We start from the raw sequence: 13,886 nt of genomic DNA, 5'->3' as shown, positions 1-13,886 counted from the left end.
CTCCATCGTTGATTTCAACAGTCCCATTTGATGGATCGGTTACAGTTAACGTTCCATCAGTTGGTATACCTAAATCATTATCCAAAATATCTATTACTATAGGGGTATCAACTGGCGTAGAGACTACGTCATCAATAACATCTAAATCTTCCCTAGGTATTGTATCAGGATCCAAATAATCCGGTGTACCATCATTATCACTATCGTCATTTGTAGGGTCACCATCGTTATTGGCATCTTCGTCCGGTGTATCAATGCCATCGCCATCGTCATCCAAATCACGGTAATTCACATCTTCGGTACCATCGGTATCAGGCAGATCGTTCGCTGGGTCGTTGATCTCATCATTTACATCGAAACCGTCATTTACATCAGAACCTTCATAACCATCGTCCAAACCATCGCCATCGGTATCAACACCTGTAAAGATTTGATCAGGAATTCCGTCAAAATTGAAATCATTGCCTTCGTTATTATCGAAAACCAAATCATTATCACTATCCAAATCAATATAATCCTCATTGTCGGTACCATCTGTATTCACAGGTGTAAGTCCGTCAGGATATGCACTGTTGACACCATCGTTAGATGCATACGTTGCTGCATCGTCTTCGTTAGGTGCAATATAACCATCAGTCGTTTGGCCCTCTACGTTATCAGGAATGCCATCATCGTCGCTATCGATATCCAAATGGTTCGGCATTCCATCATTGTCCGTATCTAAAGGATCCGTCAAAGGGTCGTTGTCTCCATCCAAATTAGGATCCTCAACACTATCCAAGATACCATCGTTATCATCATCAAGGTCCGCACTGTCAGCTACTCCATCACCATCAGTATCTGGACCAGGGTTACTATCAGGGTCTAAATAATCTGGAGTACCATCGTTATCAGTATCGTCATTGGTTGGATTACCATCGTTGTTGGCATCCTCGTCTGGTGTATCCACACCATCACCGTCATCGTCCAAATCCCTATAGTTTACATCCTCTGTACCATCGGTATCAGGCAGATCGTTAGCTGGGTTGTTAATCTCATCATTTACATCGAAACCGTCATTTACATCAGAACCTTCATAACCATCATCCAAACCATCGCCATCGGTATCAACACCGGTGTAGCTCTGGTCAGGAATTCCGTCAAAATTAAAATCGTTACCCTCATTGTTATCTGGAACAGAATCATTATCACTATCCAAATCAAGGTAATCGACATTATCGGTACCATCTGTATTTACTGGTATAAGTCCATCAGGATAAGCACTGTTGACACCATTATTAGAAGCATACGTTGCTGCATCGTCCTCATTAGGGGCGATATAACCAGCAGTAGTCTGTGCCTCTACGTTATCTGGAATTCCGTCATTGTCACTATCGATATCCAAATGATTAGGTATTCCATCATTGTCGCTATCCATTGAATCAGTTAGCGGATTGTTGTCTCCATCCAAATTAGGATCTTCAACACTATCCAATATACCATCGTTATCATCATCAAGATCAGCACTATCGGCTACACCATCACCATCAGTATCAGGACCAGGACTATCAGGGTCTAAATAATCAGGAGTACCATCATTATCACTATCGTCATTTGTAGGGTCATCATCGTTGTTGACATCTTCGTCCGGTGTATCCACACCATCACCGTCATCATCCAAATCCCTATAGTTTACATCTTCCGTACTATCGGTATCAGGCAGGTCGTTAGCTGGGTCGTTGATCTCATCGTTGACATCGAAACCGTCGTTTATATCTGAACCTTCATATCCATCGTCCAAACCATCGCCATCAGTATCAACACCGGTATAGCCCTGATCAGGGATTCCGTCAAAATTAAAATCATTACCTTCATTGTTATCAGGTACCGAATCATTATCACTGTCCAAATCAAGGTAATCTACATTATCGGCACCATCTGTATTTACTGGTGTAAGTCCGCCTATATAAGCACTATTAACACCATCGTTAGAAGCATACGTTGCGGCATCGTCCTCGTTAGGTGCTATATAACCATCAGTGGTCTGTGCCTCTACATTATCCGGAATTCCGTCGTTGTCACTATCGATATCCAAATGGTTAGGTATACCATCATCATCGCTATCCAATGAATCAGTTAGCGGATCATTATCCCCATCCAAATTAGGATCTTCAACACTATCCAATATACCATCGTTGTCATCATCAAGATCTACACTATCGGTTACTCCATCACCATCCGTATCTGGACCAAGGGTATTATCTATATCAAGGTAATCAGGAGTACCATCGTTATCAGTATCGTCATTGGTAGGATCACCATCGCTGTTGACATCCTCGTCCGGTGTGTTAATTCCATCACCGTCATCGTCCAAATCCCTATAGTTCACATCTTCGGTACCATCGGTATCAGGCAGATCGTTAGCCGGATCGTTGATCTCATCGTTGACATCGAAACCGTCATTTACATCAGAACCTTCATAACCATCATCCAACCCATCACCATCGGTATCAATACCTGTATAGGTCTGATCAGGGATTCCGTCAAAGTTGAAATCATTGCCTTCGTTACTATCAAGGACAAGATCATCATCACTATCAAAATCTTGATAGTCTGGTTTGTTTGGAGGTGGAGTACCGTCAGTATTTACAGGTATTAAACCACCAATATATGCACTATTAATACCATTATTTAAGGCATAAGTTGCTGTATTATCAGGATTTGGAGCAACATAACCAGCAGTTGTCTGTGCTTCTACATTATCAGGAATACCATCATTATCAGTATCAATATCAAGATGATTCGGTTTACCATCACCATCCCTATCATCAACTTTTACACCTTCTCCGCTACCAGGGTATTTTTCGTAAATATCATCTAAACCATTACCGTCAGAATCTACTCCAGATGCCGGTTTATATTTATGAAAATTCGGCGCTTCCAAATTGTCTAAAATACCATCATTATCTGAATCTATATCTAAATAATCCGGAACACCATCACAGTCCGTATCGGTAGGATTTGTGGTATGATTATAATCTCCATCTAAATTTTTATCTTCATTTGAATCTATTATACCATCTCCGTCATCATCTATATCATCTTCATCTAACACACTATCTCCGTCTGTATCACAATACATAATGAAAAGATTGGAATCTAGATTATTAAAATCAGAAAATGATGACGTCAAAAATAGAACTGTCACAAGAACTAATGCTCTAAACGACAATAAGTAACGTAATATAAAAGTAATTTTACCCATAAGTGTTAGTGTTTTACTAATCACCATGGCATTCGGTAGTGTTTTTAATATTCGCTTGTAAGAAAGTGGGGCATTCTTATTAAACGCTGCTAAGATAAATCATAATTGAATCAACTCAAATTCTTTTTCGATTAACCAAGGAATTAAATAGGTAATCGACAGAAAAAGAAGTCTTTTTAATTAAGAATATTTAACATTTCAATTTTATTTACGATGAAATCTTAGTAAAAGATTATAGAATATTGAAAATATTAACCTTTAAAAATCTAACAACCATTTAATCAAACAAATACAAAAAAAAATAATAATTTAAAATTATCATTTGTACACTCTAAATGTTAAGAATTGAATTTATATTACTTTTGCACAAATTTTGTATATGACCTTTAAGCAAGAAATAGAACGTAGAAGAACCTTCGGAATAATTTCTCACCCAGATGCAGGTAAAACTACATTAACTGAAAAATTATTACTTTTCGGTGGTGCGATACAAGAAGCAGGTGCTGTGAAGAATAATAAGATTAAAAAAACAGCAACTAGTGATTTCATGGAAATAGAAAGACAAAGAGGTATTTCAGTTGCCACTTCTGTTCTTGCATTTAACTACAAGGGTAAAAAAATTAATATACTAGACACGCCTGGTCATAAAGATTTCGCTGAAGATACTTTTAGAACCTTAACTGCGGTAGATAGTGTCATTGTTGTAATCGACGTTGCAAAAGGTGTCGAAGAACAAACAGTTAAATTGGTTGAAGTTTGTAGAATGCGTAAAATACCGATATTGGTATTCATAAACAAAATGGACAGGGAAGGTCAAGACGCTTTTGACCTACTTGACGAATTAGAGCAGAAACTAGGTCTTTCTGTAACTCCTTTAAGTTTTCCTATAGGTATGGGGTATGACTTTAAAGGTATCTACAATATTTTCGAAAAGAATATTAACTTATTTAGTGGAGATAGTAAAAAGAACATTGAAGAGACCATAGCATTTGATGATGTTACCAATCCTGAGTTAGATAAAATTATAGGAAGTAAAGCAGCAACTGAATTAAGAGAAAACCTAGAATTGGTTTGGGGTGTTTACCCTAGCTTTGATAAAGAGCTCTATTTAAAAGGAGAACAGCAACCCGTATTTTTTGGTTCTGCATTAAATAACTTCGGAGTAAGGGAGCTTTTAGACTGCTTTATTCAAATTGCCCCTACTCCGCGCTCAAAGAATGCTGAAGAACGCCTTGTAGCAGCTAACGAAAAAGAAATGACTGGGTTTGTCTTTAAAATTCATGCCAACATGGACCCCAAGCACAGAGACCGTCTTGCATTTATAAAAATTGTCTCTGGTACATTTGAACGTAACAAACCATATTTACATGTAAGAAATGGTAAAAACTTAAAGTTTTCTAGTCCGAATGCATTTTTCGCCGAAAAGAAAGAAATAGTAGACATCTCATACCCTGGAGATATTGTGGGATTACATGATACTGGTAATTTTAAAATAGGAGATACATTAACTGAAGGAGAAAGTCTGCACTATAAGGGTATTCCTAGTTTTTCTCCAGAACACTTCAGGTATATCAACAATGCTGACCCTATGAAGTCTAAACAACTTAATAAAGGTATTGATCAGTTGATGGATGAAGGTGTTGCCCAGTTATTTACCTTAGAACTAAATGGAAGAAAAGTAATAGGAACTGTAGGAGCTTTACAGTTTGAAGTGATACAATATAGGCTTGAACATGAATACGGAGCAAAATGTAGCTACGAAAACTTTAATGTGCATAAAGCCTGTTGGGTAGGTACTGAAAATAGAAAAACAGATGAATTCAAAGAATTTGAACGAGTAAAGCAAAAATTCTTAGCTAAGGATAAAAAAGGACAACTGGTTTTTCTAGCTGACTCTCAATTTTCTTTGCAAATGACACAGCAGAAATATCCATCAGTGAAATTTCATTTCACTTCTGAATTTGAATAAAAAAAAGCCCAACTTTTTAAGTTGGGCTTTTTTATTATGCTTCACCGGTAGGACCAAAATTCATTGGTATAGAAGGTTGTTCATAATCCTTTATAGTACCATTAGCTTTTTCAAACCGTTGTACATTATCATTCAATGCTTTTAAAAACTTCTTAGCATGTTGCGGAGTAAGTATAATTCTACTCTTAACCTTTGCTTTTGGAGCTCCAGGCATCATACTTATGAAATCAACTACAAATTCAGAAACTGAATGATTAATGATGGCCAGATTGGAATAAATTCCTTCTGCCATCTTCTCATCCAATTCAATATTAATTTGTTTTTGATTCGGATTCTTATTGTCACTCATATTATAGTTTTATTAAAAAAATAACCCCCAAATAAAATTTGAGGGTTAATATAAAATTAGAATCTTAATGCCTCTTTTCTGGCCATTATTTCATCATATTCTTCTTTAGACCCAACGATAATACTATCGTAGTCTCTCATACCCGTACCAGCCGGAATCTTATGACCAACGATTACATTTTCCTTAAGACCTTCTAATGTATCAATCTTACCACTTACAGCAGCTTCATTTAATACTTTAGTCGTTTCTTGGAACGATGCAGCAGAAATAAATGATTTCGTCTGTAACGATGCTCTAGTAATACCTTGTAGAATTGGAGTAGCTGTTGCTGATACAGCATCTCTTGCTTCTACCAACGCCTTATCACCACGTCTCAATAAAGAATTTTCATCTCTCAACTCTCTTGGAGTTACAATTTGACCTGGTTTAAGGTTATCAGAATCACCCGCTTCCATTACTACTTTCTTACCAAAGATTTCATCATTCTCCATAATGAAATCATCTTTATGAATCAATTGATTCTCTAAGAAAATAGTATCACCCGGATCTTGAATTCTTACTTTACGCATCATTTGTCTAACAACTACTTCGAAGTGCTTATCATTAATCTTCACACCTTGAAGTCTATAAACTTCCTGAACTTCGTTTACTAAGTACTGTTGTACTGCAGAAGGACCTTTAATTGCTAAAATATCTTCTGGAGTAATTGAACCATCTGACAATGGCATACCTGCTCTTACATAATCGTTCTCTTGAACTAAGATTTGATTAGAAAGTTTCACAAGATATTTCTTCACCTCACCTAATTTAGATTCAATGATGATTTCTCTATTACCTCTCTTAATCTTACCAAAAGAAACAACACCGTCAATTTCAGATACAACAGCTGGGTTTGATGGATTTCTTGCTTCGAATAATTCAGTAACTCTTGGAAGACCACCAGTAATATCACCTGCTTTTGCAGATTTACGTGGAATCTTAACCAAAATTTTACCTTCTTTAATCTTATCGCCATCATCAACCATAATGTGAGAACCTACAGGTAGGTTATACGAACGTAATGTTTCACCTTTAGCATCTTGAATCAATAATGTTGGAATCAACTTCTTGTTTCTAGATTCAGAAATTACTTTCTCCTGGAAACCGGTTTGCTCATCAATTTCAACTTGATAAGTTACACCTTGCTCAATATTCTCATAAGCAATCTTACCTGGGAACTCTGAAACAATAACACCGTTATATGGATCCCATGAACAAATAACATCACCTTTAGTAACCTTAGCTCCGTTTTCAACAAATAATTGAGAACCGTAAGGAATATTACTTGTACTTAACGTAATACCTGTTTTAGCATCAACTACTTTTATTTCACTAGTTCTAGAGATTACAATTTCAGCAGGTTTCCCGTCTGAACCTTCTCCAGTTACTGTTCTTAAATCCTCAATCTCAGCAACACCAGAGAATCTTACTTCTAGCTTATTATCTTCAGAAATGTTACCTGCAATACCACCTACGTGGAATGTTCTAAGTGTAAGTTGTGTTCCTGGCTCCCCAATTGATTGAGCAGCAACAACACCAACAGCTTCACCTCTTTGAACCATCTTATTAGTAGAAAGGTTTCTACCATAGCATTTAGCACATATTCCTTTTTCAGCTTCACATGTAAGTGCCGAACGAACTTCGATTTTTTCAACCGGAGAAGCTTCAACTCTTTTCACATCAACTTCCATAATTTGCTGACCCGCCTGAAGAATTAACTCCTCAGTCATTGGGTTATACACATCATGCAATGAAACACGACCTAAAATTCTTTCTCCTAAGCTTTCAACAATCTCTTCATTCTTCTTAAGTGCCTTAACTTCTACACCTCTTAGAGTTTCACAATCTTCAGTGTTAATAATAACATCTTGAGAAACATCAACTAGTCTTCTAGTCAAATAACCAGCATCCGCCGTTTTCAAAGCGGTATCGGCAAGACCCTTACGAGCACCGTGAGTAGAAATAAAGTATTCAAGAATTGAAAGACCTTCCTTAAAGTTAGAAAGAATTGGGTTTTCAATAATTTCACCACCACCGGCAGTAGATTTCTTAGGCTTGGCCATCAAACCACGCATACCTGTTAACTGACGAATTTGCTCCTTAGAACCCCTTGCACCAGAATCAAGCATCATATACACTGAGTTGAAACCTTGCTGATCCTCACGGATACGTTTCATAGCCAACTCTGTTAACTGAGCGTTAGTAGATGTCCAAACATCAATAACTTGGTTATATCTCTCGTTGTTCGTTATAAGACCCATGTTATAATTGGCCATAATACCGTCAACTTGAACATTGGCTTCACCAATCATATCCATCTTTTCTGCAGGAATAATAATATCCCCTAAACTAAAGGACAATCCACCTTTAAAAGCGAATTCATAACCCATAGTTTTAATCTTATCCAAGAACGCAGCTGTAACTGGTACACTTGTTACCGCTAAAATATCTCCAATAATATTTCTTAAAGCTTTCTTGTTTAATACTTGGTTAATATAACCAGCTGCTTCTGGTACGTGATTATTAAATAAAACACGACCAACTGTAGTAGGTATAATTTTGTTAACCAACTCACCCTCTTCATTAAAATCTTTTGCCCTAACTTTTATTCCTGCATTAAGATTTACCATGCCTTCATTGAAAGCAATCTCAACCTCTTCTGCTGAATAAAAAGTTAAACCTTCTCCTTTAACTGGAACTTCTGGTGTTGATTTACGCTCTTTGGTCATATAATACAGACCCAAGACCATATCCTGTGATGGAACCGTAATAGGTGAACCATTTGCAGGGTTTAATATATTCTGAGAAGCAAGCATTAATAATTGCGCTTCTAATATTGCTTCTGGTCCTAATGGTAAGTGAACCGCCATTTGATCCCCATCAAAATCCGCATTAAATGCAGTACATGCTAATGGGTGAAGACGAATCGCTTTACCTTCTATTAATTTAGGTTGGAATGCTTGAATACCTAAACGGTGTAATGTAGGAGCCCTGTTTAATAATACTGGGTGACCTTTTAATACATTCTCCAAAATATCCCAAACAACAGGCTCTTTTTTGTCTATAATTTTCTTAGCCGACTTCACTGTTTTTACAATACCTCTTTCTATCAGCTTTCTGATAACAAAAGGTTTGTATAATTCAGCTGCCATATCTTTTGGAAGACCACATTCGAACAAGTTTAATTCAGGTCCAACAACAATTACCGAACGTGCAGAATAATCAACACGCTTACCAAGCAAGTTTTGACGGAAACGACCTTGTTTACCTTTCAATGAATCTGAAAGTGATTTTAATGGTCTATTAGATTCAGTTTTTACTGCAGATGCCTTTCTAGTGTTATCAAACAAAGAATCGACAGCTTCCTGAAGCATACGTTTTTCATTACGTAAAATTACCTCTGGTGCCTTTATCTCTACCAACCTTTTTAAACGGTTGTTACGGATAATAACTCTTCTATAAAGATCATTTAAATCTGAAGTCGCAAAACGACCACCATCTAATGGAACTAATGGACGTAATTCTGGAGGTATAACCGGAATCACTTTCATAATCATCCACTCCGGCTCATTTTCTCTATTCTCTTGAGACTCTCTTAGTGCCTCTACAACCTGTAAACGTTTTAAAGCTTCAGTTTTACGTTGCTTAGATGTTTCAGTATTTGCCTTATGTCTTAACTCGAAAGAAAGTTCTTTAAGATCTATTCTACCTAATAAATCAATTAAACACTCTGCTCCCATTTTAGCAATAAACTTGTTGGGGTCAGAATCTTCTAAATATTGATTCTCTTGTGGTATAGTATCAATAATATTCAAATACTCTTCTTCAGTCAAGAAATCCATTTTCTGAATCTCCTCACCTTCAGGACCTTTAGCTATACCTGGTTGAATTACTACATAACGCTCGTAGTAAATAATCATATCTAATTTCTTAGATGGCAAACCTAATAAGTATCCTATTTTGTTCGGTAAAGAACGGAAATACCAAATATGAGCAACTGGTACTACCAAGTTAATATGACCTACACGGTCTCTACGTACTTTCTTCTCAGTAACCTCTACACCACAACGGTCACATACGATACCACGGTAACGTATACGTTTATATTTACCACAAGCACATTCATAATCCTTTACAGGACCAAAAATACGCTCACAGAACAAACCATCGCGTTCTGGTTTGTGAGTTCTATAGTTAATTGTTTCAGGCTTTAAAACTTCTCCTCTAGACTCTGCCAAAATAGATTCTGGCGAAGCTAATCCTATTGAAATTTTATCAAACCTTTTTACTGGGTTATTATCTTTTATTCTAGCCATAATAGCGTGCTGATAATGTTTTAATTTGTTTTACTTAATAGTTCTTCAATATAAAATATTGAACTATTCCTCAAGTCTAATATCCAAACCTAATCCCTTAAGTTCGTGCATTAAAACGTTGAAAGATTCTGGTAAACCAGGCTCTGGCATTGTTTCGCCTTTAACAATAGATTCATAGGTTTTAGCTCTTCCGATAACATCATCAGATTTAACCGTTAAAATCTCACGTAAAGTTGCAGATGCACCATATGCCTCTAGTGCCCAAACTTCCATCTCTCCAAAACGCTGACCACCAAACTGAGCTTTACCACCCAATGGTTGTTGTGTAATTAAAGAGTATGGTCCTATTGAACGAGCATGCATCTTATCATCTACCATGTGTCCAAGTTTCAACATATAGATTACACCAACTGTTGCTGGTTGATCAAAACGTTGTCCAGTTCCACCATCATATAAGTATGTATGTCCAAACCTTGGAATACCTGCTTCATCAGTGTAAGCATTAATTTGATCTAAAGTAGCACCATCAAAAATTGGTGTTGCATACTTTCTACCAAGTTTAAGACCAGCCCAACCTAATACAGTTTCATAAATCTGACCAATGTTCATACGAGAAGGTACACCCAGTGGATTAAGAACGATATCAACAGGAGTTCCATCTTCTAAGAATGGCATGTCTTCATGACGTACTATTCTAGACACAATACCTTTGTTACCGTGTCTACCCGCCATCTTATCACCAACTTTCAGCTTACGCTTCTTAGCAATATAAACTTTAGCCAACTTCATAATACCAGCTGGTAATTCATCACCAACAGATATTGTAAACTTATCTCTTCTCAAGTTACCTTGTAAATCGTTAAGTTTAATTTTATAATTATGAAGTAAATCTGCTACTAATGAATTTGTATCGTTATCTGTAGTCCAGCTTCCACCAACTAAGTGAGCGAAATCATCAACAGAATTTAACATCTTCATTGTATACTTCTTCCCCTTAGGTAATACTTCTTCACCTAAATCATTAAGAACACCTTGAGAAGTTTTACCATTTACAATGGTAAATAATTTCTCAACAAGAACATCTTTCAATTCTTGGAATTTTACTTCGTACTCTAACTCTAATTTAGAAAGCTCTTCTTTATCCTCTGAACGTTTTCTCTTATCCTTTACAGATCTAGAAAATAATTTCTTATCAATAACAACACCTCTTAAAGAAGGTGAAGCTTTTAAAGAAGCATCTTTTACATCACCAGCTTTGTCACCAAAAATAGCACGTAATAATTTTTCTTCAGGAGTTGGATCAGATTCACCTTTAGGAGTAATCTTACCAATTAGAATATCTCCAGGCTTAACCTCTGCACCAATTCTAATCATACCATTTTCATCAAGGTCTTTGGTAGCCTCTTCAGAAACGTTTGGTATATCATGTGTAAGCTCTTCCGCCCCTAATTTAGTATCTCTAACATCTAAAGAATATTCATCAACATGAATAGATGTAAATATATCTTCACGAACAACTTTTTCAGAAATCACAATTGCATCCTCAAAGTTATACCCTTTCCAAGGCATAAAAGCTACAACTAAGTTTCTACCTAGTGCCAACTCTCCTTTTTCAGTTGCATAACCTTCACAAAGAACTTGTCCTTTCTTAACTCTATCCCCTTTTTGTACAATAGGTTTTAGGTTAATGTTCGTTCCTTGGTTAGTTTTTCTAAATTTAACTAAGAAATATGTTTTGCTATCTTCTTCAAAACTGATTAATCTTTCGTTATCAGTTCTATCATATTTGATAGTGACTTTTTGAGCATCTACATACTCAATAACCCCATCACCTTCTGCATTGATCAATACTCTAGAATCTGAAGCCACTTGGCGTTCCAAACCTGTACCAACAATTGGTGATTGTGGTTTCAATAAAGGAACTGCCTGACGCATCATGTTAGACCCCATCAAAGCCCTGTTCGCATCATCATGTTCCAAGAAAGGAATTAAAGATGCAGAAATAGAAGCAATTTGATTAGGAGCAACATCAGTGTATTGAATTTCTGATGGATCTACAACAGGGAAATCACCTTCTTCTCTAGCAATAACCTTTTCAGCATCAATAGTACCATCTTCTTTCATTGGAATGTTTGCTTGCGCAATTTTCATTCCTTCTTCTTCCTCTGCACTTAAATAAGTAAAGTTCTTATAATCAACAACAGAATCAGTAACTTTTCTATAAGGTGTCTCTAAGAAGCCCATTGGGTTTACTTTCGCAAACACAGATAATGAAGAAATCAAACCAATGTTTGGACCTTCTGGAGTTTCAATAGGACATAAACGACCATAGTGTGTATAGTGAACATCACGTACTTCGAAACCAGCACGCTCTCTAGATAAACCACCTGGACCTAAAGCCGATAGTCTTCTCTTGTGCGTAATCTCTGCTAATGGATTAGTTTGATCCATAAACTGAGATAACTGATTTGTACCAAAGAAAGAATTAATAACAGAAGACAATGTCTTGGCATTAATCAAATCTATAGGTGTAAATACTTCGTTATCACGAACATTCATACGCTCACGAATTGTTCTTGCCATACGTGCAAGACCAACACCAAACTGAGAAGATAATTGTTCCCCAACAGTTCTAACACGACGGTTAGATAAGTGGTCAATATCATCAATCTCTGCTTTTGAGTTAATTAACTCAATTAAATACTTAATTATAGTAATGATATCTATTTTAGTCAAGACTTGCTTGTCCATTCCAATATCTAACTGTAATTTCTTATTCATTCTATAACGACCAACTTCACCTAAGTTGTAACGTTGATCAGAAAAGAATAATTTATCAATAATACCACGTGCTGTTTCCTCATCTGGCGGCTCAGCGTTACGTAATTGACGATAGATGTGTTCAACGGCTTCTTTTTCAGAGTTCGTTGGATCTTTTTGTAATGTATTATGGATAATTGCGTAATCAGATTGCGCATTATTTTCTTTATGCAAAAGAACAGTCTTTACATCTGCATCAATAATTTCTGCAATATGTTCTTTCTCTAGAATAGTATCACGATCTAGAACAATTTCATTACGTTCAATAGAGACTACCTCACCAGTATCCTCATCAACAAAATCTTCATGCCAAGTGTTCAAAACTCTAGCCGCTAACTTACGACCAAGTACTTTTTTAAGTCCGGCATTAGAAACCTTTACTTCTTCCGATAGGTCGAAAATCTCTAATATATCTTTATCACGCTCAAAGCCAATAGCCCTAAACAATGTAGTAACCGGTAATTTTTTCTTTCTATCGATATAAGCATACATAACGCCATTAATATCGGTAGCAAATTCTATCCAAGAACCTTTAAAAGGTATTACTCTTGCAGAATATAATTTTGTTCCATTTGCATGGAAAGACTGTCCAAAGAATACCCCAGGAGAACGGTGTAACTGAGAAACAACAACCCTTTCTGCACCATTGATAACGAAAGTACCACTTGGTGTCATATAAGGAATCGTACCTAAATACACATCTTGTACAATTGTTTCGAAATCCTCATGTTCAGGATCCGTACAATACAATTTTAAACGTGCTTTTAAAGGAACGCTGTAAGTAAGACCACGTTCGATACATTCTTGAATAGAATATCTTGGTGGATCTATGAAATAATCTAAAAATTCCAATACAAACTGATTTCTAGTATCAGTGATTGGAAAGTTTTCCATGAAGGTGTTATAAAGACCTTCATTCCCTCTTTCATCTGATTTAGTCTCTAGTTGAAAAAAGTCTTGGAAAGATTTAATCTGAATATCTAAGAAATCCGGGTAATCCGGTGTGTTTCTTGCGGAAGCGAAGCTTATTCTTTCAGTATTATTTGTGAACATCTACGGACAGTGTTTTGATCGTGAGTACTAAATGAGTAGTATACCTCTTAATATACCTAATTCTATAAAATGGCTTAGGTCTAAACGCAAAAAGCG

5 protein-coding genes are annotated in these 13,886 nt (G+C 36.3%); 1 reads left to right on the top strand and 4 read right to left on the bottom strand.

The genetic code is table 11. The annotated features are described in order from the left end of the window. Nucleotides 1–3,244 (bottom strand): midas domain-containing protein (locus tag BUC31_RS20450; RefSeq protein WP_211573893.1); only part of this gene is annotated, 3,244 nt, incomplete at its 3' end. A 379-nt stretch (nucleotides 3,245–3,623) separates the two neighbouring features. Here BUC31_RS20450 and BUC31_RS19400 point away from each other — a divergent pair. Then, nucleotides 3,624–5,213 (top strand): peptide chain release factor 3, encoded by a 1,590-nt coding sequence (locus tag BUC31_RS19400; protein ID WP_073247365.1) that lies wholly within the window; start codon nucleotides 3,624–3,626, stop codon nucleotides 5,211–5,213. Between the two features lie 34 nt (nucleotides 5,214–5,247). Here the strand turns inward: BUC31_RS19400 and BUC31_RS19395 are convergent, their stop codons facing one another. From BUC31_RS19395 to rpoB, 3 genes are all read right to left on the bottom strand, one after another. Then, entirely contained in the window at nucleotides 5,248–5,562 is a 315-nt protein-coding gene (locus BUC31_RS19395) for a DUF3467 domain-containing protein (protein ID WP_073247363.1), read from the bottom strand. Nucleotides 5,563–5,618: 56 nt separating this feature from the next. Further along, nucleotides 5,619–9,917 carry a DNA-directed RNA polymerase subunit beta' gene (gene rpoC / locus BUC31_RS19390; protein ID WP_073247361.1) on the bottom strand — a complete coding sequence of 1,433 codons (4,299 nt, stop codon included), beginning with the start codon at nucleotides 9,915–9,917 and terminating at the stop codon, nucleotides 5,619–5,621. Nucleotides 9,918–9,980: 63 nt separating this feature from the next. Then, nucleotides 9,981–13,790, bottom strand: a complete 3,810-nt coding sequence (rpoB, locus tag BUC31_RS19385; protein ID WP_073247359.1) for a DNA-directed RNA polymerase subunit beta — start codon at nucleotides 13,788–13,790, stop codon at nucleotides 9,981–9,983. Between the last annotated feature and the right edge of the window lie 96 nt (nucleotides 13,791–13,886).

This window comes from Maribacter aquivivus, assembly GCF_900142175.1.
Lineage (GTDB): Bacteria > Bacteroidota > Bacteroidia > Flavobacteriales > Flavobacteriaceae > Maribacter > Maribacter aquivivus.
Note: the sequence above shows the minus strand (reverse complement) of the source record. Positions and strands in the feature narration are given on the sequence as shown.

What these genes read in the sequence shown, in the direction of transcription:
- rpoB (WP_073247359.1), bottom strand. Translation starts at nt 13,790, where the DNA reads ATGTTCACAAATAATACTGAAAGAATAAGCTTCGCTTCCGCAAGAAAC.
- BUC31_RS19395 (WP_073247363.1), bottom strand. Translation starts at nt 5,562, where the DNA reads ATGAGTGACAATAAGAATCCGAATCAAAAACAAATTAATATTGAATTG.
- rpoC (WP_073247361.1), bottom strand. Translation starts at nt 9,917, where the DNA reads ATGGCTAGAATAAAAGATAATAACCCAGTAAAAAGGTTTGATAAAATT.
- BUC31_RS19400 (WP_073247365.1), top strand. Translation starts at nt 3,624, where the DNA reads ATGACCTTTAAGCAAGAAATAGAACGTAGAAGAACCTTCGGAATAATT.